We start from the raw sequence: 23,423 nt of genomic DNA, 5'->3' as shown, positions 1-23,423 counted from the left end.
CCCCTTAGAAGGAGTTGTCGTTATGAGTATTAACGCTACCCTGCTAGGCCAAGCGATTTCTTTTCTTCTCTTTGTGTGGTTCTGCATGAAGTTTGTATGGCCGCCATTGATGAACGCTATCGAAGAACGCCAGAAGAAAATTGCTGATGGGCTAGCTGATGCAGGACGTGCTGCAAAAGATTTAGAGCTAGCTCAGGTGAAAGCCACAGAGCAGCTAAAAGACGCTAAAGCAACAGCAAATGAAATCATTGAGCAAGCGAACAAACGCAAAGCTCAAATTGTTGATGAAGCAAAAATTGAAGCTGACGCCGAGCGTGCGAAAATTATCGCTCAAGGCCACGCTGAAATTGAAAACGAACGTAATCGCGTGAAAGAAGATCTACGTAAGCAAGTAGCTGTATTAGCTATCGCTGGCGCAGAGAAGATTCTTGAACGTTCGATTGATGAAGCCGCACACAGTGACATAGTTAACAAACTTGTTGCTGAACTTTAAATAAGGAGCTTGAGTTATGGCTGAAATAACCACCATCGCTCGTCCTTACGCAAAGGCAGCTTTTGACTTTGCTCTTGAGCAGAAAGCAGTAGATAGTTGGGCAGAAATGCTGAACTTTGCCGCATTAGTAAGTGAAAACGAAGCTATGCAGCCACTACTGTCTGGCGCTATGGCCAGCAATAAGCTTGCAGAACTCTTTATTGGAGTTTGTGGTGAGCAAATCAATGAGCAAGCTCAGAACCTGTTAAAGGTAATGGCTGAAAACGGTCGTTTAGTTGCGCTACCTGCTGTTGCTCAACAATTTGTTGAGATGCAACGTGAGTATGCGAAAGAAGTTGAAGCACAAATTGTTTCAGCTACTGAGCTAACCTCAGAGCAACTACAAGAGCTGAGCGCTTCTTTAGAGAAACGTCTAGCACGCAAAGTTAAGCTGAATTGCAGCATAGATGCCAGCCTTATTGCTGGTGTAATTATCACGGCAGGAGACTTAGTCATTGATGGCTCGGTCCGCGGAAAAATTTCGCGTCTGTCTGATACGCTGCAGTCGTAATTGGGAGTTTGAGCATGCAACTGAATTCCACTGAAATCAGCGATCTGATTAAACAGCGGATCGAGCAGTTCGAAGTCGTTAGTGAGTCTCGCAACGAAGGTACTATCGTTGCAGTAAGTGACGGCATCATCCGCATCCACGGCCTAGCCGACGTGATGCAGGGTGAAATGATCGAGCTGCCTGGCAACCGTTTTGCAATCGCGTTGAACTTAGAACGTGATTCTGTCGGTGCCGTAGTAATGGGCCCTTATGCCAACTTGGCAGAAGGCGATAAAGTTAAAACAACAGGCCGTATTTTGGAAGTACCTGTTGGCCGTGGTCTATTAGGCCGTGTAGTCAACACGCTAGGTGAGCCAATTGACGGTAAAGGACCTATCGATAGCGATGGTTTCTCTCCTGTTGAAGTAATTGCACCAGGTGTAATTGAGCGTAAATCAGTAGATCAGCCAGTTCAAACTGGTTATAAAGCTGTTGACTCTATGATCCCAATCGGTCGTGGACAACGTGAATTGATCATTGGTGACCGCCAGATCGGTAAAACCGCTCTAGCGATCGACGCGATTATCAACCAAAAAGATTCTGGCATTAAGTGTGTATACGTAGCTGTAGGCCAAAAGGCTTCTACAATCGCTAACGTAGTACGTAAGCTAGAAGAGCACGGCGCTTTGGCGAACACCATTGTTGTTGTTGCTACAGCTTCTGAAGCTGCTGCACTACAATACTTGGCTCCATACTCTGGTTGTACAATGGGTGAATACTTCCGTGACCGCGGTGAAGACTCACTAATCGTATATGATGATTTGTCTAAGCAAGCTGTTGCTTACCGTCAAATCTCATTGCTTCTTAAGCGTCCTCCAGGACGTGAAGCATACCCAGGTGATGTATTCTATCTTCACTCTCGTCTGTTGGAACGTGCTTCACGTGTTAACGCCGAGTATGTTGAGAAGTTCACTAACGGTGAAGTTAAAGGCCAAACAGGTTCTTTAACAGCTCTACCTATTATTGAAACTCAAGCTGGTGACGTATCTGCGTTCGTACCGACTAACGTAATTTCGATTACCGATGGTCAGATCTTCCTAGAAACTGACCTATTTAACTCTGGCCTACGTCCAGCTGTTAACCCTGGTATTTCGGTTTCTCGTGTTGGTGGTGCAGCTCAGACTAAGATCATCAAGAAACTGTCTGGTGGTATCCGTACTGCGCTAGCACAGTATCGAGAGCTTGCAGCGTTCTCACAGTTTGCATCTGACTTAGATGATGCAACTCGTGCTCAGCTTGAGCACGGTGAGCGTGTTACCGAACTAATGAAGCAAAAGCAATATGCTCCAATGAGTATCGCTGAACAGTCTGTGTCTATTTTCGCAGCTGAAAAAGGCTACTTGAAGAGTGTTGAGCTAAGCAAAATCGGTAGCTTCGAAGCGTCTCTGCTCTCTTTCATGAACAGTGAACATGCTGACCTAATGAAGACCATCAACGAGACTGGCGATTATAACGCTGATATCGAAGGTGAGTTGAAGGCTAGCTTGGACAAGTTCGTAGAAACCCAAACCTGGTAAATTTTAGAGGTGCCATAGGCACCTCAGGTCCAGAATTGGAGAGTAAAGATGGCCAACGCTAAAGAGATTAAAACCAAGATCGCGAGTGTTCAAAACACTCAGAAGATCACGTCTGCAATGGAGATGGTTGCTGCGAGTAAAATGCGTAAAGCGCAGGATCGCATGTCTTCTAGTCGTCCATATGCAGAAAATATGCGTAAGGTGATCGGTCACGTGGCGCAAGGTTCTCTCGAATATAAGCATCCATATTTGGAAGTGCGAGAAGCTAAGCGTGTTGGTTACATTGTTGTGTCAACCGACCGTGGTCTTTGTGGTGGTCTGAACGTTAACCTTTTCAAAAAGGTTGTCGCAGACGTGAAGAAGCAGCGTGAAGCTGGTGCAGAAGTTGAATTCTGCACAATTGGTGCACGTAGTGCCCAGTTCTTCAGTAGCTTTGGCGGACAAGTATCTGCTTCTGCTTCAGGTTTAGGTGATGCGCCAAAGCTAGCCGACCTGATCGGAACTGTACGTGTGATGCTAGAAGCATACAACGAAGGCAAGCTGGACCGTTTGTACGTAGTATTCAACAAGTTTGTTAATACTATGACACAAACCCCAGTGATCGAGCAGCTGCTACCTTTGCCTAAGTCAGAAGAAGATGAGTTTACTCATCAGTGGGATTACATCTACGAGCCAGATCCAAAGTTATTATTAGATACTTTGTTGGTTCGATTTGTTGAATCTCAAGTTTATCAAGGTGTTGTTGAAAACATCGCATCTGAGCAAGCGGCCCGTATGGTTGCTATGAAAGCTGCGACAGACAACGCTGGTGAACTTATCGGTGACTTGCAGTTGGTCTATAACAAAGCCCGTCAGGCTGCGATTACGCAAGAACTGTCGGAAATTGTTTCAGGTGCTGCCGCCGTTTAGGCTAGGTAACGAATACAAGTTTTAGAGGATTAATCATGAGCACAGGTACTGTTGTCCAAGTAATTGGCGCGGTTGTGGACGTAGAGTTTCCACATGATGCCGTACCTCAGGTATATGACGCTCTAGAGATCAAAAGTGAAGGCTTGGTGCTGGAAGTTCAGCAGCAACTTGGTGGTGGTGTAGTTCGTACCATCGCTATGGGTTCTTCAGATGGTCTGCGTCGTGGCCTAGAGGTTGTAAACTCTGGTTCACCAATTACCGTTCCGGTTGGGGCTGCGACCCTAGGCCGTATTATGAACGTATTGGGTGAGCCTGTTGATGAAGCGGGTCCAATCGGTGAAGAAGATCGCTATGTGATCCACCGTGAAGCTCCTTCATACGAAGATCAGTCAAACACAACTGAACTTTTAGAGACGGGTATCAAGGTTATCGACCTTGTATGTCCATTCGCTAAGGGTGGTAAAGTTGGTCTGTTTGGTGGTGCTGGTGTTGGTAAGACCGTTAACATGATGGAACTTATTAACAACATCGCTAAAGCACACTCTGGTTTATCAGTTTTCGCTGGTGTAGGTGAGCGTACTCGTGAGGGTAACGACTTCTACTACGAGATGGAAGATTCTGGCGTTCTAGATAAAGTGGCCATGGTTTATGGTCAGATGAACGAGCCTCCAGGAAACCGTCTACGTGTGGCACTGACTGGTCTAACTATGGCTGAGAAGTTCCGTGACGAAGGTAAAGACGTTCTTTTCTTCGTGGATAACATCTACCGTTATACCTTGGCGGGTACTGAAGTATCTGCACTGCTAGGCCGTATGCCATCAGCAGTAGGTTACCAGCCAACATTGGCTGAGGAGATGGGTGTTCTTCAGGAGCGTATTACATCTACTAAGACAGGGTCTATTACCTCTGTTCAAGCTGTATACGTACCTGCGGATGACTTAACGGATCCATCACCAGCAACAACCTTCGCTCACTTAGATGCGACTGTTGTATTGTCTCGTAACATTGCTTCGCTAGGTATTTACCCAGCGGTTGACCCATTGGATTCGACTTCACGTCAGCTAGATCCACAAATTGTTGGTCAAGAACATTACGATGTTGCTAGCGGTGTTCAAACTGTACTTCAGCGCTACAAAGAGCTGAAAGATATTATTGCGATCCTAGGTATGGATGAATTATCTGATGAAGATAAGACAACTGTATTCCGTGCTCGTAAGATTGAAAAATATCTTTCACAGCCATTCTTCGTAGCAGAAGTATTCACCGGTTCTCCAGGTAAGTACGTTTCTCTTAAAGACACAATCCGTGGCTTCAAGGGCATTCTAGAGGGTGAGTTCGATCACCTTCCAGAACAAGCGTTCTACATGGTTGGTTCAATCGACGAAGCCGTTGAGAAAGCTAACAAAAAATAACTGAGTCTTTGACTTAGTTTAAGGAGAACGGATGGCAGCCATGACAGTACAACTTGATATGGTAAGTGCAGAGAATCATATCTTTTCTGGTCGAGTAGCTCAGCTACAAGTATCAGGAACAGAAGGTGAGCTAGGTATTATGCCTGGTCACGCCGCTCTGCTAACAAGTATCAAACCTGGCATGGCGCGCATCGTCAAGCAAGATGGAAGCGAAGAAGTGTTTTACCTTTCAGGTGGTATCCTGGAAGTACAACCTTCTTCAATTTCAGTATTGGCTGACGTCGTTATGCGTGCCGATGAGATTGACGAGCAAGCAGCTGCAGAAGCTAAGAGCCGTGCTGAAGCCGCTATGGCGGGTGCAGGCGCTGACTTCAACTATGCAGCAGCAGCGGTTGAGCTAGCTCAAGCGATTGCTCAGCTTCGCGTTGTCGAGACCATCAAAAAGAACATTGCCAGATAAGGTTATTGTTTGATGAAAAAAAAGCGCCCTAGGGCGCTTTTTTTGTATCTAAAAGAAGGCCCTAGGAAAAGCTAAGAAAGGTTCTAGGTTCTAGGAAAGCAAAGATGAACGCCCCTCGGCCTAGGGAACGTGACTGCGTCACTTACGGAACGCTACGCTGACGGAAAAGATGGAAGTGCGTAGACCGAAGCGGAACATGGTACTGACTTTTGCTTTTGCTCTTCCTAGCAGGGCTTTAGCCCGCACTCGCAGCGCAGCGTCCTAGGGCCTAGTAACGTTTTGCTTGAACCTATATTTATCTTTGAACGTGATCTAAGTAAGACCCCTTACCTCGTTTGAGTGCTACCCTCTGGCACTAATTTAATCTCTGAGACCTTTCCCATGCAGCATATACTTATTATCGTTAATGACGCGCCTTATGGCTCAGAAAAACTGTTTAACGCACTCCGCCTAGCTATACAGCTTAATGAGCAAGACTATTCTCCCGTCAAAGTGAGTCTATTTTTACTATCAGATGCAGTATCTGCAGTACTGCCTAAACAAAAGCCTGTTGAGGGGTACAATATTCAACAGATGCTCGAAATCGTTATCGCGCAAAAAGCACAAGTGAAGTTTTGCGGTTCATGTATGCATGCTCGTGGCTTAACGGATTTAAAGGTTATCGAAGGTTGCGAGATGGCGACTATGGATGATTTAGCGCAATGGGTGCTGGTGGCGGATAAAACCATTACTTTTTAAAAGGCTTAGCGAGTCGCTTTTAATCTTGGTATCGCTTAAAATCCATAGCCACATAATGACCTCATTTTCTACTTTAGCTTCAATACAAGCTTAAGCATTAGCTCAAGGATATAAACCCATGGCACTTAATGTAGTGATTTTAGCCGCAGGCAAGGGAACCCGCATGCGCTCAGATCTCCCAAAAGTTCTTCACCCTATTGCTCACAAGAGCATGGTTCAGCACGTTATCGATACTGCACATCAAGTGGGCAGTGATGCGATTCAGCTAGTTTACGGCTACGGTGCAGAGCAATTACAAGCTAAATTAGGTGAGCAGCAACTGAATTGGGTGCTACAAGCTGAGCAGTTAGGCACTGGTCATGCGGTTGCGCAAGCAAATGACAATATAGCCGATGACGACACAGTACTTATCCTTTATGGCGACGTACCATTAATTCAAGCTGCAACACTTGAATCTTTGTTAGCAGCTCGCGAAGCGAATGGTTTGGCAATCCTTACGGTAAACCTACCTAACCCGACAGGCTATGGTCGCATCGTACGCGAGCAAGGTAGCGTAGTGGGGATCATTGAACAAAAAGATGCTAATGCTGAGCAACTTGCGATTAATGAGATTAATACCGGCATTATGGCGGCGCCAGGTAAGCAATTAAAAGCATGGTTAGGCCAGCTTTCATCTGATAACGCTCAAGGCGAATACTACCTAACGGATATCGTTGCGATGGCGCATCGAGACGGGGTGGCTATCACCACTGCTCAACCTGAATCTGCAATTGAGGTTGAAGGCGCTAATAACCGAGTACAGCTTGCACAGCTTGAGCGTGCATACCAAGTGCGTGCTGCTGAAAAGTTAATGCTTGAAGGGGCAAATCTGCGTGATCCTGCTCGTATCGATATCCGTGGTGACGTCAGCGTCGGTATGGACGTGATGATCGATGTAAACGTGGTTATCGAAGGCACTGTGACTATAGGTAATAACGTGACTATTGGTGCAGGCGCTATTTTGATTAATTGTGATATTGCTGACAATGCAGTGATCAAGCCATATTCAATTGTTGAAAATGCTAAAGTGGGTGTAGCGGCAAGTGCAGGCCCATTTGCGCGTTTACGTCCTGGTGCAGAGTTACAAGAAGATGCACATATTGGTAACTTTGTTGAAATGAAAAAGGCTGTACTAGGTAAAGGCTCCAAAGCTGGCCACTTAGCTTATATTGGCGATGCGACAATTGGCTCTGGAGTTAACATAGGTGCAGGAACTATTACCTGTAACTACGATGGTGCGAACAAGTTCCAAACAATCATCGAAGACAATGTGTTTGTTGGTAGTGATACTCAGTTAGTTGCACCAGTAACAATTGGCAAAGGAGCGACTTTAGGGGCTGGCTCTACCATTACCAAAGATGTAGCTGCAGATGAGTTAGTTATTACTCGTGTTAAACAGCGCCACTTAACTGGCTGGGCAAGACCAATTAAGTTAAAAAAATAACTTAAATATTACACTGAAAAGGCGACCTACAGGTCGCCTTTTTGCTTTAAATTTATACAGCAAAATGCGTACAGCATTAATAATTACTCAACAAAAATCTCGATACATTTTGATACGCTTGTAGTTGTTTATGTTGCGGCTTTTCTATTTATTAGAGGTGCGTCACTTGCTTTTGTAAAGAACTGTAAAGAAGCTTAAATAAAAATAGTTCTCATTTATATTGCGACTCAAATATTACATTCATGTTTCATTGTTGGGGTTGGATATGTCTGTTGGGACGTCATTTAAGTTTTCTCGCGTAGGTTTAGCTATCGTTGCTGCATTGGCTTCATCTACTGCTTTTGCTGAAGAAGCTGCTTCAGAGTCACAGGTTACTGTTGATAGCAATATTGAGCGTATCTCTGTAACAGGCCGTAGCTTTAATGACTATAAAGTCGGTTCATCTTCAGGCGCTATGCGCGGTGATATCGATATTATGGATACTCCTCAGTCTGTGACTGTTATTCCTGATTTTGTTACTGACGAACAACTTGCAACCAACCTTTCTGAAGTATTGGTTAACGACTCGAGTGTTACTGGTGGCTCTGAAAAGTGGAACCGTCAAGTATTCAATATTCGTGGCTTTGAATTAGATTCAGGTTCTGGTTACTTGATCAACGGCCAGCAACAATGGTCTCACTATGTTCAGCCTATTGAAACTCTACAGCAGGTAGAAGTATTAAAGGGTCCATCAAGCATGCTTTACGGTCAATCAGGCCCAGGTGGTTTGATCAACATGGTGACCAAAAAACCAACTTATGAAAACATGTTTGAATTGGGTTTTGATACCGACGAGAACGGTTCAACTCGCTTCCAGTTAGATGCAGGTGGTAGTTTAAATGAATCAGAAACGATTCGTTACCGTACTGTGCTTGTTAAGCAAGACACAAAATACTGGCGTGAATATCAAGACGGTACTAACCAAGAGCGCGATCGTTGGTTAGGTTACTTAAATCTAGAGTTTGATATTACCGATGATTTACTTCTGTCATTAAAGTATGACCATACTCAAGATAAAACCGGTATTGACCGTGGCGGTTGGTTAGATAGCAGTGGTGATTTGATTGGTGGTCGTGACCTTATCTGGGATCAGCCATGGGCATTTACCGATAATACAATTTCTAACCTAGGCGCTGAACTAACTTACAACATTACGGATGATTGGAAAGTTAAAGCAGGTTATAACGACCAGCAGTTTAATCGTCAGCGTTTAGATTCGTCACCATCTTACTCTGAAGATGCATTGACGGATGGCTATAAGATCAGCCCATTTGACCGTTATGACGATTGGCAACATAAAACTGGTTACGTTGATTTCACTGGTAACTTCTATACTGGTGACGTAGAGCATCAATTATTAATTGGTGCCAACATACTTGATTATTACTATGGCATGCTACGTGTTAAAGGTGCTTCTGAAGTTGTTCAGGTTGGTCAACCTGTTCCAAATCCAGGTCTAGATTATCACGATGATCCAGATGGTAAGTACGAAAGTGAATATAAGCACTACGGTTTCTATGTACAGGACTTAGTGACGCTTAATGATCAATGGCAACTACTTGCTGGTGTGCGTTATGACGAGCAGAAAAAAGATGGCGCAGGTAATAACAGCTATGCTGTATCACCTAAGTTTGGCGTGATTTACTCGCCAGCTGATAACGGTAGTATCTACGTTAACTACTCTAAGAGTTTTACTCCTCAAGGTAGTGTGAATGATGAAAATGATATTAACGACAAACTAAATTTAGACCCAGAATACGGTGAGCAATATGAGATTGGTACTAAGTGGGAGCTATTTGATGGCAGCTTATTATTAACCGGTGCAGTATTCGATATTACAGTATCTAATGTTACTGTTACTGAGCAGCTAGAAACACCTATTGGCGATAAAGACACTATTACAACTCAGTCTGGTGAGCAGCGCCATAAAGGTTTCGAAATGGGCGCTCAAGGTCAAGTTAGTGAAAGCTGGTTCATGACGGGCTCTATGATGTACTTAGATGCAGAATACGTTCGTCCTGAGACCGATAGTTTAAATGGTAAGACTCCAGTAGATGCGCCTGAGTGGTCTGCAAATATCTGGACTCGTTACGAGATGACTGATGATTTAGCATTAAACTTCGGTGCTATCTATGTTGGTGAGCGTTTTGCTAACACCGATAATACTATTAGCAAAGATGGTTATGTGCGCTTTGATATGGGTGCGGCATACACTATGGACGTAATGGGTAGTGATGTTAGTGTGCGTGTAAACGTGAAGAACTTATTTGATAAAGATTACCTAGCTGGTGGTACAAATACTGATGTGACTGTTGGTCAAGGTCGTCACTTCAGCTTAGCGTTAGAAGCTAAGTTCTAATCCTTAGCCTCATCGCTTTATGGTAAAAGCCCCAACCTTTGGTTGGGGCTTTTTTGTGTCTGCGTTGCCGCTTTTTGCATTTTATCGTATACAAAAACTGGTAATTAAGTTTCGTTTTACTATAATGCATCTTTCGAATCGAAAGTTAGCGAAAGGTTTTATGAATAAACGAAACACTCAACAGCGACGTCACAGCATTATTAGCCTGCTTAATCAGCAAGGCGAAGTGAGTGTTGAAGAGTTGTCCTTACGTTTTGAAACTTCAGAAGTCACTATTCGCAAAGATCTTGCTACGCTGGAAAAAACTGGCTTGCTGTTGCGTCGTTACGGTGGGGCTGTTGCCGTGCCAGATGAGGTGACTCAGCAGTTTTCCGCTAAAATTGCGCCAAATAAGTTATCAATTGCCAAAGCTGCAGCTGAGCTGATTAAAGATCACAATCGCATTATTATCGATAGTGGCAGTACGACCTCTGGTTTAATTGGTGAGCTGAATAATAAGCGTGGCTTGCTAGTCATGACCAACTCATTAGCGTTAGCTAATTCTATTCATGAGCTTGAAAATGAGCCAACATTGTTAATGACTGGTGGTACTTGGGATCCTCACTCTGAATCTTTCCAAGGGCAAATAGCTGAGCAAGTATTGCGCTCATATAACTTCGATCAATTATTTATCGGTGCAGATGGTATCGACCTTGAGCGCGGTACAACTACCTTTAATGAACTCACCGGCTTAAGTAAGGTGATGGCGGAAGTATCACGAGAAGTGGTCGTCATGCTTGAGTCAACCAAGCTTGGTCGCCGTATACCTAACCTCGAGCTGCCTTGGAGTAAGGTTAGCGTATTAGTTACCGACGACAGGTTACCAAGCGAAGCGCTAGACAGTATTACGCAACATGGGGTGCGCGTCATTCTTGCTCCTTATGCCGGATAACTCGTAAGAGCCAATCCAAAAAATTCAAATATTAACTTCAATTTTATCTCTCGTATCGAGAGTCTAGGTATAAATATGTGTGGAATCGTAGGTGCTGTAGCACAAAGAGATGTAGCTGAAATTCTTGTTGAAGGTTTAAGACGTTTAGAATATCGCGGTTATGATTCGGCAGGCGTTGCTGTACTTAATGATGGTGAACTCAATCGCACTCGTCGCGTTGGTAAAGTACAGGAGTTATCTGCAGCACTAGAAGCAGCTCCTCTTGTTGGTGGTACGGGTATCGCTCATACTCGCTGGGCTACTCATGGTGAGCCAAGCGAGCGTAATGCTCACCCGCATCAGTCAAATGGCGATATCGCAGTTGTTCACAACGGTATTATTGAAAACCATAACAAGCTACGTGAGATGCTTAAAGGCTTAGGTTACGTGTTTGAGTCAGACACAGATACTGAGGTGATCTGCCACTTAGTACATCACGAATTAAAAACACACAACACACTACTTGCAGCAGTTCAAGCAACAGTTAAGCAGCTTGAAGGTGCCTATGGCACTGTGGTTATCGATCGTACAGATAGCGAGCGCATGATTGTCGCTCGCTCAGGTAGCCCACTAGTTATCGGTTACGGTCTTGGTGAAAACTTTGTCGCTTCTGATCAATTAGCACTCTTGCCTGTCACTCGTTCATTCGCTTTCTTAGAAGAAGGTGATGTGGCTGAAGTGACCCGTCGTAGCGTTAACATTTTTGACGTTGATGGCAACGCGGTTGAGCGTGAAATCAAAGAATCTGAAGTCACTCATGATGCGGGTGATAAAGGTGAATACCGTCACTACATGCTAAAAGAGATCTACGAGCAGCCAACGGCAATCTCACGTACACTTGAAGGCCGCATTGCTGGTGGCAAAGTGCTTGATACTGCATTTGGTGATAATGCTGCTGAATTCTTAAAAGATATTAAACACGTACAGATCATCGCTTGTGGTACCAGCTACCATGCAGGTATGGCTGCGCGTTACTGGTTAGAAGATTGGGCGGGTGTGTCTTGTAACGTTGAAATCGCCTCAGAGTTTCGTTACCGCAAGTCGCATCTATTTCCAAATAGCTTGCTAGTGACTATTTCGCAGTCTGGTGAGACCGCGGATACATTAGCTGCACTGCGTTTAGCAAAAGAGATGGGCTACAAAGCAACGCTGACAATCTGTAATGCACCAGGTTCATCGTTGGTGCGCGAATCAGATATGGCTTACATGATGAAAGCCGGTGCAGAGATTGGTGTCGCTTCAACTAAAGCCTTTACCGTGCAGTTAGCTGGTTTATTAATGCTGACATCGGCTATTGGTCGCTATAACGGTATGTCAGATGAGATGCAGGCTGAAATTAGCCAGAGCCTACTTTCAATGCCAGCTAAAGTTGAACAAGCACTAGGTTTAGATGATGCGATTGCTGCATTGGCAGAAGACTTTGCTGATAAGCATCACGCGCTATTTTTAGGTCGTGGCGATCAATATCCAATCGCGATGGAAGGTGCACTTAAGCTGAAAGAGATCTCTTATATTCACGCTGAAGCGTATGCGTCGGGTGAGTTAAAGCACGGTCCACTAGCGCTAATCGACGCAGATATGCCAGTTATTGTGGTTGCACCAAATAACGAACTTTTAGAAAAGCTGAAGTCGAACGTTGAAGAAGTGCGTGCGCGTGGTGGCTTGATGTATGTGTTTGCAGATAAAGATGCTGAGTTTGAGTCTGATGAAACCATGAAGGTGATCCCTGTACCACACTGTGATGAGTTTATGGCGCCGCTTATCTACACCATTCCATTACAGTTATTGTCATATCACGTTGCGCTAATTAAAGGCACAGATGTGGATCAACCACGTAACTTAGCTAAATCAGTTACGGTTGAGTAAATATAATCTATAGATATTTATATAAATAAAAACGGCTACTTAGGTAGCCGTTTTTATTTGGTAACTGTAAATATAAACCTGTTTTAATTTATATTTAATTAGACCGCTAAAATTAATTAAATTAGCGATATTAATTATTTACTCTTTACCGTAAACGTTATTTTCTTGTTCTTGAACTCGAATAAAGGTTGTACGCTTAGTCAGTTCTTTTAGTGATGCTGCACCAACATAAGTACAGGTTGAGCGAACGCCACCCATAATATCGTTTACCGTATTATCTACATTGCCTTTAAATGGTAATAAAACCGTTTTACCTTCTGCTGCACGGTATTTAGCAACGCCACCAGAATGCTTATCCATGGCAGATTGTGAAGACATACCATAGAACTTAACGAGTTTTTTGCCATCTTGTTCTATGATTTCTCCGCCACTTTGTTCGTGGCCTGCTAGCATGCCGCCAAGCATGACAAAGTCAGCACCGCCACCAAAGGCTTTTGCTACGTCACCAGCACAGCTACAACCACCGTCACCGATGATTTGGCCGCCTAGACCATGAGCTGCATCTGCGCACTCAATGATGGCTGAAAGTTGCGGATAACCAACACCTGTTTTAACGCGAGTAGTACATACTGAGCCAGGTCCAATACCAACTTTAACTATGTCTGCACCGGCAATAATCAGTTCTTCAACCATATCGCCAGTTACTACGTTACCCGCGCTAATGACTTTCATTGGGTGGGCTTGGCGCACTTTGCGAACATAATCAACAAGGTGTTCTGAGTAGCCGTTAGCGATATCAATACAGATAAAGTTAAGTGCATCAGAAAGCGCTAAAATCTCACTCAATTTAATAAAGTCGGCATCTGAAGTACCGCTTGAAACCATAACGTGCTGCAATACATCAGGGCTTTGGTTTGCTACAAATTCACCCCATTGCTCAACGCTGTAATGTTTATGAACAGCTGTCATAATATTATGCTGAGCTAGACTAGTTGCCATTTCAAAGCTTGCTACAGAATCCATGTTTGCGGCAATAATAGGTACGCCAGTCCAAGTTTTACCACTGTGCTTAAAGGTAAATTGGCGATTTAGATCGACTTGAGAACGGCTCTTTAACGTTGAACGCTTAGGTCTAATTAAAACATCTTTGAAGCCTAACTTTAGATCTTGTTCAATACGCATTTTATATTCCTCACATGGATTTGCGCGCAGCAAAACCGCCGATAAAAAACTTTTATCGGGCATTAAATTAATTTCCTGAGCTTATTTCAGGCACAAAAAAACCGGAGCGTTTGTGGGCGCTCCGGTTTTAGGCATTATAGGAACAGATTTTCAGTTAGCAAGTTCTGAAATTAGAATAGACATTCCTAAAAATAAGACGGTTAATTTATTGTTTACGGCTGTTTGCTTTATGTTGTAGCGGATTTTTAGCTACATAAATGATTAAGGTAATAATATATAAAGTATTACCTTAATCACTATAAAAAGTGAAATGTTATTAAATTTAACCTTCTGCAGCTCCTTTTGCTTTCGAGAGCTTTATATCAAAGTTGTCGAGTAATAATAGGGTATCTGCGATTGCTGATTTTAGCTTGGCAGCAGGAGGTGAACTGAGCTTTTTTGCTTGTTTAAGAGACTCTCTACGGGTAACAAACTCTAGCATGCTTTCTAGGTTATCAGGGCAATCAACATCGATAGGGGGAAGCTTTTTTTCAGATGCATTATTGTAGATTTCAAACTCTTTCTGCAGATGTGCTTGAGCTTCTCTGATCCTTTCCATATTCAAGGCCTCTTTATCAATGAACCTTTTTCCGAAGCTATATTAAAAATATATCTTAAACAAGAGGTAAGTTTATTATTGACGTTTTTATTCGTTGATTAAAAACAAATAAAACTTATGTATGAGCTAGTAGCCAAGGCTCGTTAACTTAATGAATTAGTTAAAAAGTAGGGGGATTGCGCTTTAAAACTGTAAAGCGCAATCAGATTCAAATCCTGTAGGTGAAGGTTAGCCAAATTCGCCGCTGACATAACCTCGAGTACGTTGATCGATTGGTTGGTTGAAGATTTGCGTGGTTTCACCGTGCTCGACCAGTTCTCCCATCCAGAAGAAAGCAGTTTTATCTGAAATTCGTTTCGCTTGGTTCATCGAATGTGTGACGATTACGATGGTAAATTGCTTACGAAGTTCGTCCATTAGCTCTTCAATTTTATGAGTTGCTATTGGATCTAATGCGCTGGTGGGTTCATCCATCAAAATGACCTCTGGCTTCATTGCTATAGTACGGGCTATACATAAGCGCTGTTGCTGTCCACCTGAAAGGCCAAATGCTGGAGTGTTTAATCTATCTTTCACTTCATCCCATAGTGCTGCGCTGCGCAGTGATTCTTCAACGGTATCATCAAGGACTTTTTTGTCTTTAATACCTTGGGCTTTTAGGCCAAAGGCTACGTTTTCGTAAATACTCATAGGGAAAGGGTTAGGCTTCTGAAACACCATACCTACCCGCATTCTAAGATGTTTTACATCGACATCTTGATAGATGTTGTTGCCTTCAAACATCACATCACCATTAATTTTTACTCCAGATACCAAATCATTCATGCGATTTAGTGTACGCAGCAAAGTTGATTTACCACAGCCTGATGGGCCAATAAGCGCAGTAACTTGGCGTGCTGGAATCGCTAATGAGATATTTTTTAGCGCATGGTTTTCGCCGTAAAATAGATTTAAGTTGTTCACTTCTAGCTTATTCATGGAGATAACCTTACTTAGATGATTTATTCAAACGAGCGGCAATGACTTTAGTTGCCATATTTAGCATTAGAACCAGCACTATCAGAATGGTGGCTGTAGCGTAAGCTTGATCCCATTCATGCTGGGTAAACAGCTCTTGAGTTAATTTATATAAATGTACGGTAAGGGTACGTCCTGATTCGAGTACCGATTCAGGGATCTGAGTGACCATACCCGCAGTTAAAAATACTGGAGCTGATTCACCAATGACTCGGCCAGTACTTAAAATGATTGAGGTAACAATGCCCGGTAGTGCACTTGGCAGCACCAGGCGGCAGATAGTGTAGATTTTTGAACTACCAAGGGCGTAGCCCCCTTCACGATAACTCATCGGTACTGCAAGTAACGCTTCTTCAGTAGTTCGGATGATCACTGGCAGAATTAGCATCGCTAGTGTTAGTGCACCTGATAAAATTGAGAAGCCTAATCCTAAGGTTGTCACAAAAAAGGTCATACCAAATAGACCGTAAACAATCGATGGAATACCTGCAAGTGACTCAGTACAGAAGCGGATCATCTTTACCACTTGGCTACCTGGCGCGGCATATTCGGTGAGGTAAATTGCCGTCACAATACCAATAGGTGCGGCAAAGGCGAGTGATAACCCCACCATATAAACCGTTGACACAATCATTGCCCAAATGCCTGAAGCTTCACCAATGCGGGTGTAGGCTCCGGTGATAAATTCCCAACTAACATGGCTCAAACCATTACTTAAGATGTGCCATACGACCCAAAGTAAGAACAATAACGTTGTTGCTGCTGCGCCCCAGATGGCCGCAAGCATCAGCTTATCTTGATTGTCTCGTGAAAGTTTTAACATTAGTGAGCTCGCTTTCTGTTGAGATAAAGCAGTGAACCGTTAAGTAAAACGATAAAGGCCAATAGCACGATACCTGTTGAGTAAAGTGCGCTTGCATGGATGCCGGTTGCGTAAGACATCTCCATCGCAATATTGGCTGTGAGTGTTCTTGCGGGTTCTAATATTGAACCTGGCATTGCTGGGGCATTACCCATCACCATGATAATTGCCATGGTTTCGCCTATTGCGCGGGCCACACCTAAGGCTATCCCTGTGTAAATACCACTGCGTGCCGCAGGAATGAGTACTTTAAAAATACTGTAAATATGTGATGCACCTAAGGCGAGTGCACCCTCTTTATAAGTTGATGGTAGGGCTCGTAGTGATGTTTCTGAAATAGTAATAACAGTCGGTAAGATCATAATTGCCAATACAATTACCCCAGCCAAAATGGTATTACCTGCAGGAATGTTAAATATACTTTCAATAGCAGGAACAATAATAACTAGACCGAAAAAACCGTATACCACTGAGGGAATACCCGCGAGCAGCTCTACTGCTGGGCGAATGATGTTAGCCAGCCAGTTAGGCGCTAACTCAGCTAAAAACACTGCGGTTAACAGTGCAATGGGGACGCCAATTATCACAGCACCAGCGGTTGAAATTATTGAGGCGACTACCATTGGCAATAGACCGAATAATGCTGGTGGCAGCCACTCTTTACCAAATAGCATTTGTGAGACGCCAGCCTCTTTAAAAGCCGGTAGGCCTTCACTAAAGACAAACCACCCTATGGTTGCAACTGACAATACGCCGACCATGGCGCAGCTTAAGAAAAGAGCGTGAAATACCATCTCTTTCCAGTCGTAAGACTTCGCGGGGGCAAGCTGCATTCCTTGCGAGTGCGTTTTACTTGCAGTGGTCATCACTTAACCTCAACATCTATTAAAATGATCACAGAGAAACTGATGTTTCTCTGTGTCGTATCATTGCTTATTTAATGCGGATGTAACCTTCATTCGCCACAATGCTTTGGCCATTTTCTGAAAGAATATATTCCACAAAGTTGTTAGCGTTATCTGGTGCATTCTTATCGATTAGGACGATAAATGGACGAGCTATTTGGTAGTCGCCTGCGGCGATATTAGCTTCGGTTGCTGCCACACCATTGACGTCAATAGCACGTAAGCTGTCATCAACACTGCCTAGAGAGATATAACCAATTGCATATGGGTTATTGGTAACAATCGTTTTGATCATGCCATTGCCGTTACCCACTTGAGCAGTTGGTGAGATGGCTGAGACTTTGTGGCCATTGATGGTGCGCTGTAGTTTCATGATCTCTTCAAATGCCCCACGGGTGCCAGAACCATTTTCACGAGTAACAACAACGATAGGGCGAGCTTCACCACCGACTTCGCTCCAGTTTTTAATCTCACCACGGTATATCTTAGAGATTTGCTCTTGGGTTAGATTTTTAACTGGGTTTGCTTTGTTTACTGCTGCGGCAATACCGTCACGAGCGATAACAATTTCTTTGGTGTCGCTGTTTAGCTCGCTATCTTTTACATTACGTGAAGACATGCCAATCATGCTGGTGCCATCTTTTGCGGCACGAATACCAGCTGATGAGCCAGTGCTTTGTACTTCAACATTGGTGTTAGTGCTGTTTTGATAATTCTCTGCTAGCACTTCCATTACGTGCGCTACAGATGTTGAACCTGATACTGTTACTGTGCTTGCATGAGCAAGTGGTGCTGTCATTAGACCTACTGCAGTTAACAAGCCAAATACTTTTTTCATTACGATTTCCACTCTATTGTTTGGTCGCTTAGATACGAGTTATTTACAAAACCAAGTTAGTGCCTCACTGAAGGCAAGCGCATTAAGACAGACTTATATGACAGTTATGTGACGAAAAAATGGAGCCGATTAATTTGAAAATCTAATCTCGCCTATATTAGTAAGTGCTACTTTTGGCTTTTTATTGCTTTTTGTTACATGAACAAAATTTCAGTAAGCGTTTATTAAGTGGTGATAGCTATTGCTAAAGGCCGCTGTAGTTAGGTGTTGGCGTGAGGTTACGCAAAATGCACTTTGTTGGCGCGAGCTGGGTTTAACGTCAAGTTAAGCTATATTTAACAAATCGACAGGCCAAATATGTTATGTTTCGGTTATTAGAACGCAGGATAAATTTATTATTAAACTTTTATGACAGTATGTGTTTGCCACATATTTGTACAAATTATGAGTCGCAATAATCTATATATTCAAACCAAATTAGTTTTGGCGTCTATTCTCTAATGCGTAAGCATGAACTCTCACACATAAATATTAAATAAGGTGCTTCTATGACGACTGAGATGGTCATGATTGGTATGTCGATTTTGATCTTAGTCGGTATTTTGTTGCATCACCCATCTCGTACCTTAGGGATCCCATCGCTGCTTATCTTTATGGGCGTAGGCTTAATGTTAGGTAATGGCGAGTTTAATTTTGTATATGATGATTTAGACAAAACCGCTTGGATTGGTGGATTAGCGCTAAACATGATTGTGTTTGTTGGCGGTATTAATACCTCAACCGATAAAATTAAAGTGGCTTATAAAGAGGGGGGAGTGCTGGCGTCGTTTGGTGTGTTGTTTACCACACTGTTTTTTGCGGTCATCTTATATTGGCTACTCGAGTTTGATTTCATTACTTGCTTGCTATTTGCAGCTATTGTGTCGTCAACTGATGCTGCGGCGGTGTTTTCTATTCTCGAATCTAAAAAGCTTAAACTCAAAGAGCAAACAGATACCGTCTTGGAATTCGAATCCGCAACCAATGACCCCGTAGCTATGTTATTGGTGATTTTCTTAACGGATATGGCCTTGTCGACAGGGAAAAGTGTCGTGGCGTCAGAAATCGCTATCGAGCTTGTGACTCAAATAGGCGTCGCTATGGTTGTGGGTTGGCTGGTGGCTAAAATTGCGGTATCGCTACTTAATCGCATCCACTTATCAGAGTTTGGTCTTATCCCTGTATTTGTGTTGGCAAGCTTTGTTGTTGCGACTTATGGCGCTGAATTGCTCGGCGGCAATATCTTATTAGCGTCCTATATTGCTGGTGTAGTTATTGGTAATGGTATTAAGCGTGGTCAGGCGGTGAACCTGCACTTCTTTAATAGCTTATCTTGGCTAGCTCAGGCGCTAATGTTTATCGTACTCGGATTACAAATTTTCCCACAGTCGCTAGCTTCGGTGTTTGTTAGTTCACTATTGCCCGCTATTTTACTTATCTTGGTCGCTAGACCGCTGGCAGTGCAGCTGTGTTATTTGCCATTTGTCAAAGCGAGTTGGAAAAAGCGTATGTTTATTTCAGCGATTGGGTTAAAGGGAGCAACCCCAATTGTGTTTGCCCTTATTCCCGCCGCAGCAGGTGTGCCAGGTGCGTTAGATATCGTGCATATGGTGTTCTTTATTGTATTGTTTTCGGTATTTATTCAAGGAGGGGCGATAGCACCTCTGGCAAATAAATTGGGCTTAAACAATAGCGATAAAGTTTAGGCTGAAACTGCTGCCACAGCATTTTTAGACTCAATGCCTTTCCATACTTTTTCATGGAAATAGAATACTACGGTATTAATAGCAGGCTCGATTAAGGCAACTGCACCACCAATCACTATGCTACCGGTTAATAAGTAGGTAATAGTAAAAGCCACACTGAAGTGAAGAATCGCGAATGTCATTGTCTTAATCATAATATAGCCTCCTATTTAAGATGCTTAAATGATAATGGTTATCATTTACAATTAAAAGAGGCTTGTATAGATTAGTTTGATTGGATTTATAGATTGGAAATAAGCTTTGGATATAAACCCATCAATATAATACACGTAATGATGGGTTTACATATGCTGACTAATTAGTTGTAAATTAGTAGTGCCAAGGGAAAGATGAGAAGTCTTGGTCGCGCTTTTCTAAGAATGCATCACGTCCTTCACGTGCTTCTTCTGTGCCATAAGCTAATCGAGTCGCTTCACCAGCAAATAATTGCTGACCAACTAAACCATCATCAGGTAAGTTAAAACCATACTTCAACATGCGCATAGCAGTAGGTGATTTAGAGTTAATCTCCTTAGCCCACTTTAGTGCTTCAGTTTCTAGATCTTGATGAGGAATAGCACGGTTAACCATGCCCATATCAAAGGCTTCTTCTGCTGAATAGTTAAAGCCTAAGAAGAAGATTTCGCGAGCACGCTTTTGGCCTATCATCTTAGCTAGATATGCACTGCCGTAGCCTGAGTCAAAACTACCTACATCAGGATCCGTTTGCTTAAATACAGCATGTTCCTTAGAGGCTAAAGTTAAGTCGCACACGACATGTAAACTATGACCACCGCCAACTGCCCAGCCCGGTACAACAGCAATGACAACTTTAGGCATGAAGCGGATTAAGCGCTGTACTTCTAATATGTGCAAGCGCCCCATACGTGCTACGTCAGGTGTACCTTCTTCGGCACCTTCATATTTATAGCCGTCTTTGCCGCGAATACGCTGATCACCGCCAGCACTGAAAGACCATTGACCTTTAGCTGATGGACCATTTCCTGTTAATAATACACAACCAACATCTGACCATTGGCGTGCATGGTCAAGTGCTACGTATAGCTCATCAACAGTTTTAGGGCGGAAAGAGTTTAAGCAATCAGGGCGGTTGATTGCGATACGCACCGTGCCCTGATCTTTGGCTCTGTGGTAGGTAACATCTTCAAAATCAAATCCAGGAACGACATCCCATAGCTCGGGATCAAAAATGTCAGATACTTGTTGTGTCATGAACCTATAGCCTTTTACTTGGTTGAATTACCTAATATAGCTAAAGGCTAGGCTGAATCAGATCTCAGGTCAATCTAGTTTATCGTTGAATCCATTAACTGAGATCTGCTGCATTATATAAAGAGCAATATTAAAGCTGATCGCAGATGTAAGTTTGATTGTCTTTACTAAAAACTGGGTGTCTTGATGCTTGGCTACCGCAAAAGTCATCTTTATAGCGGTTAAGAGTTGCTTGAGATTGGCTAATTGACTCTAGAGCCTTGGCTTCGGCGGTTGAAAGTCGGTCTTTAATATCTGTCTTAAGTAGCTCAACGGTATTATCAATTCGTTGTAGCTGAGTGCCTGTCATACTATCGACTTTATCCTCAGCCTGCTGGAATATTGCTTTAACATCAGCAATAGGCTCATCAAGCGTATCGGTTTCTGTATAAAGGTAGTAAAGAATGCCACCAATTATCGCTAATATGATCCAGCCCTTCATCTTTTAGTCCTATCTAGGTGAATAACTTGTAGTATAAGCGTTATAATAAGCTAGTTTTCTAGCAATATTAAAGCTGTAAGGCTGCAAAATGAACGCAGAACAAAATAAAAAAGACTTCTCAAAAGCAGAAAGAATTAAAATTCACCAACCCGATGCTAACAAAGCCGACCGCTTTAACCCGCGCAATCGTATTTATGTGCGTGCAGTTGAGGGGATTTGGAGTACATTACGCCGACGTATCGGTTGGATAGCCATGCTGTTCTTTTTAGTTCTGCCTTGGATCCCATGGGGTGATCGCCAAGCAGTTTGGTTTAATCTTGCTGAGCAAAAGTTTCATATCTTTGGCTTAACTATTTGGCCGCAAGATTTAACGCTATTGGCAGCTGTTTTGATGATAGCGGCATTTGGCTTGTTCTTTATTACTACCTACCTAGGTAGGGTATGGTGTGGCTACACTTGTCCGCAAACCGTGTGGACCTTTATCTTTATCTGGTTTGAAGAAAAACTTGAGGGAGCGCGTAATAAGCGTATTAAGCTTGATCAAATGCCGTGGAGCTTCAATAAGCTGTGGCGCAAGGCGGCAAAACATAGCGCGTGGATATTAGTCTCGTTGCTTACCGCTATGACGTTTGTGTCGTATTTTGTGCCGACAAGCGAAGTTTACAGAGATGTATTTACGCTTAATGCAAGCGGTGCCATTTACTTTTGGGTTATTTTCTTCACCTTTGCGACATACGGTAATGCTGGATGGATGCGTGAAATCATGTGTATTCATATGTGTCCTTATGCGCGTTTCCAAGCAGCAATGTTTGATAAGAACACTTATATAGTGGGTTATGATGCTAAACGTGGTGAAACTCGTGGACCAAGATCAAGAAAAGCAGATCCGAAAGCAATGGGACTTGGGGACTGTATTGATTGCGACTTATGTGTACAAGTTTGTCCAACCGGCATCGATATCCGTAACGGTTTACAATACGAGTGTATCAACTGCGGTGCCTGTATTGATGCCTGTGACACCACTATGGAACGTATGGGATACGATAAAGGGCTCATTAGTTATACCACCGAGAACAAACTAGAGGGGGTAAAAGAAAAGGTATTGCGGCCAAAGTTAGTTGGCTACGGTGTTGTTCTTTCTGTAATGATCTTAATCTTTATCTATGCGACGGCAACAATAGAGCCAATTCGTATTGATATTATTCGTGACCGTAACCAACTGTTCCGTGAAACCGATGCTGGATTAGTTGAAAACACCTTCACTTTAAAGATCCTCAATAAGACAGAGAATACTCATGTATATAATATGAGTGTTGAAGGTTTACCTAATTATGATTGGATTGGCCCTCAGCAGGTAACAATTAAAGGCGGAGAAGTACTTACTCTACCAATTAGCATCGCCGTTGACCCAGTAGACCTTTCCCGAACCATGACTCATATCAATTTTGAAGTCGTAACCGATGATGGCTTGATAGAAGCGAAGCAAGAATCACGCTTCTTTGGTAATTAGATTTCGCAATAAACCTTAAAATAGGGGCTTTTAGCCCCTTTTTTGTACGTATCGTTTAATATCCATGCGTTTGATTCGAAAAAGCTAATTTTATTACAAAAGGGGCTTGCGCCGATCTGAGATATCCCTATAATGCGCATCCACTGACACGGCACAGCAGGCCAACTACCTAGCGAAA

General features: G+C 43.1%; 22 protein-coding genes. 13 read left to right on the top strand and 9 right to left on the bottom strand.

All coding sequences use genetic code 11. The features are described 5' to 3' along the window. Positions 1-22: 22 nt before the first annotated feature. The 11 genes from atpF (at position 23) to glmS (ending at position 12,835) form a co-directional block, all read left to right on the top strand. A complete protein-coding gene (gene atpF, locus L884_RS0112155) occupies positions 23-493 on the top strand; it encodes a F0F1 ATP synthase subunit B (RefSeq protein ID WP_028767767.1) in 471 nt (156 codons plus the stop codon). Between the two features lie 16 nt (positions 494-509). Then, on the top strand, positions 510-1,043 hold the full coding sequence (atpH, locus tag L884_RS0112150) for a F0F1 ATP synthase subunit delta (protein ID WP_028767766.1): 534 nt from the start codon (positions 510-512) through the stop codon (positions 1,041-1,043). Between the two features lie 14 nt (positions 1,044-1,057). After that, positions 1,058-2,599 (top strand): F0F1 ATP synthase subunit alpha, encoded by a 1,542-nt coding sequence (atpA, locus tag L884_RS0112145; RefSeq protein WP_028767765.1) that lies wholly within the window; start codon positions 1,058-1,060, stop codon positions 2,597-2,599. 48 nt (positions 2,600-2,647) lie between these two features. Continuing rightward, positions 2,648-3,508 (top strand): F0F1 ATP synthase subunit gamma, encoded by an 861-nt coding sequence (atpG, locus tag L884_RS0112140; protein WP_028767764.1) that lies wholly within the window; start codon positions 2,648-2,650, stop codon positions 3,506-3,508. 35 nt (positions 3,509-3,543) lie between these two features. After that, a complete protein-coding gene (atpD, locus tag L884_RS0112135; protein WP_028767763.1) occupies positions 3,544-4,920 on the top strand; it encodes a F0F1 ATP synthase subunit beta in 1,377 nt (458 codons plus the stop codon). Positions 4,921-4,951: 31 nt separating this feature from the next. Then, positions 4,952-5,380: a F0F1 ATP synthase subunit epsilon gene (locus L884_RS0112130; protein ID WP_028767762.1), complete on the top strand. Its 429-nt coding sequence runs from the start codon at positions 4,952-4,954 to the stop codon at positions 5,378-5,380. Between the two features lie 381 nt (positions 5,381-5,761). Beyond that, the gene (locus tag L884_RS0112125) at positions 5,762-6,118 is read left to right on the top strand and encodes a DsrE/DsrF/TusD sulfur relay family protein (RefSeq protein ID WP_028767761.1); all 357 of its coding nucleotides are present in this window, start codon (positions 5,762-5,764) and stop codon (positions 6,116-6,118) included. 118 nt (positions 6,119-6,236) lie between these two features. Next, entirely contained in the window at positions 6,237-7,601 is a 1,365-nt protein-coding gene (gene glmU / locus L884_RS0112120) for a bifunctional UDP-N-acetylglucosamine diphosphorylase/glucosamine-1-phosphate N-acetyltransferase GlmU (protein ID WP_028767760.1), read from the top strand. 265 nt (positions 7,602-7,866) lie between these two features. Then, on the top strand, positions 7,867-9,999 hold the full coding sequence (locus L884_RS0112115) for a TonB-dependent receptor (RefSeq protein WP_028767759.1): 2,133 nt from the start codon (positions 7,867-7,869) through the stop codon (positions 9,997-9,999). Positions 10,000-10,159: 160 nt separating this feature from the next. Then, positions 10,160-10,930, top strand: a complete 771-nt coding sequence (locus L884_RS0112110; protein WP_028767758.1) for a DeoR/GlpR family DNA-binding transcription regulator — start codon at positions 10,160-10,162, stop codon at positions 10,928-10,930. A 75-nt stretch (positions 10,931-11,005) separates the two neighbouring features. Beyond that, entirely contained in the window at positions 11,006-12,835 is a 1,830-nt protein-coding gene (gene glmS / locus L884_RS0112105; RefSeq protein ID WP_028767757.1) for a glutamine--fructose-6-phosphate transaminase (isomerizing), read from the top strand. A gap of 138 nt (positions 12,836-12,973) precedes the next feature. On the opposite strand, the gene L884_RS0112100 is transcribed toward glmS, so the two are convergent. The 6 genes from L884_RS0112100 to L884_RS0112075 all read right to left on the bottom strand — a co-directional run bounded on the left by L884_RS0112100 (position 12,974) and on the right by L884_RS0112075 (position 18,237). Further along, positions 12,974-14,017, bottom strand: coding sequence for a GMP reductase (locus L884_RS0112100; RefSeq protein WP_028767756.1), 1,044 nt, complete (start codon positions 14,015-14,017; stop codon positions 12,974-12,976). Between the two features lie 322 nt (positions 14,018-14,339). Beyond that, positions 14,340-14,615 carry a hypothetical protein gene (locus L884_RS0112095; protein ID WP_037410873.1) on the bottom strand — a complete coding sequence of 92 codons (276 nt, stop codon included), beginning with the start codon at positions 14,613-14,615 and terminating at the stop codon, positions 14,340-14,342. A 228-nt stretch (positions 14,616-14,843) separates the two neighbouring features. Then, a complete protein-coding gene (gene pstB, locus L884_RS0112090; protein WP_028767754.1) occupies positions 14,844-15,593 on the bottom strand; it encodes a phosphate ABC transporter ATP-binding protein PstB in 750 nt (249 codons plus the stop codon). Between the two features lie 10 nt (positions 15,594-15,603). After that, entirely contained in the window at positions 15,604-16,455 is an 852-nt protein-coding gene (pstA, locus tag L884_RS0112085; RefSeq protein WP_028767753.1) for a phosphate ABC transporter permease PstA, read from the bottom strand. Next, complete coding sequence (pstC, locus tag L884_RS0112080) at positions 16,455-17,360, bottom strand: phosphate ABC transporter permease subunit PstC (RefSeq protein ID WP_028767752.1); 906 nt, start codon at positions 17,358-17,360, stop codon at positions 16,455-16,457. The genes pstA and pstC overlap by 1 nt, the downstream gene beginning before the upstream one ends. A gap of 67 nt (positions 17,361-17,427) precedes the next feature. Then, the gene (locus L884_RS0112075; RefSeq protein ID WP_028767751.1) at positions 17,428-18,237 is read right to left on the bottom strand and encodes a phosphate ABC transporter substrate-binding protein; all 810 of its coding nucleotides are present in this window, start codon (positions 18,235-18,237) and stop codon (positions 17,428-17,430) included. A gap of 548 nt (positions 18,238-18,785) precedes the next feature. Here L884_RS0112075 and L884_RS0112070 point away from each other — a divergent pair. After that, on the top strand, positions 18,786-19,982 hold the full coding sequence (locus L884_RS0112070) for a potassium/proton antiporter (protein WP_028767750.1): 1,197 nt from the start codon (positions 18,786-18,788) through the stop codon (positions 19,980-19,982). Here L884_RS0112070 and L884_RS0112065 read toward each other — a convergent pair. From L884_RS0112065 to L884_RS0112055, 3 genes are all read right to left on the bottom strand, one after another. Beyond that, positions 19,979-20,176 carry a DUF2061 domain-containing protein gene (locus tag L884_RS0112065; RefSeq protein ID WP_028767749.1) on the bottom strand — a complete coding sequence of 66 codons (198 nt, stop codon included), beginning with the start codon at positions 20,174-20,176 and terminating at the stop codon, positions 19,979-19,981. The two genes, L884_RS0112070 and L884_RS0112065, sit on opposite strands and share 4 nt — an antisense overlap. 175 nt (positions 20,177-20,351) lie before the next feature. Continuing rightward, complete coding sequence (locus L884_RS0112060; RefSeq protein WP_028767748.1) at positions 20,352-21,254, bottom strand: 1,4-dihydroxy-2-naphthoyl-CoA synthase; 903 nt, start codon at positions 21,252-21,254, stop codon at positions 20,352-20,354. A gap of 130 nt (positions 21,255-21,384) precedes the next feature. Next, complete coding sequence (locus tag L884_RS0112055) at positions 21,385-21,735, bottom strand: hypothetical protein (protein WP_028767747.1); 351 nt, start codon at positions 21,733-21,735, stop codon at positions 21,385-21,387. 88 nt (positions 21,736-21,823) lie between these two features. Between L884_RS0112055 and ccoG the strand changes: the two genes are divergently transcribed. Next, complete coding sequence (gene ccoG, locus L884_RS0112050) at positions 21,824-23,245, top strand: cytochrome c oxidase accessory protein CcoG (protein WP_028767746.1); 1,422 nt, start codon at positions 21,824-21,826, stop codon at positions 23,243-23,245. Positions 23,246-23,423 lie beyond the last annotated feature (178 nt).

It is taken from the genome of Shewanella fidelis ATCC BAA-318 (assembly GCF_000518605.1).
Taxonomy (GTDB): domain Bacteria; phylum Pseudomonadota; class Gammaproteobacteria; order Enterobacterales; family Shewanellaceae; genus Shewanella; species Shewanella fidelis.
Note: the sequence above shows the minus strand (reverse complement) of the source record. Positions and strands in the feature narration are given on the sequence as shown.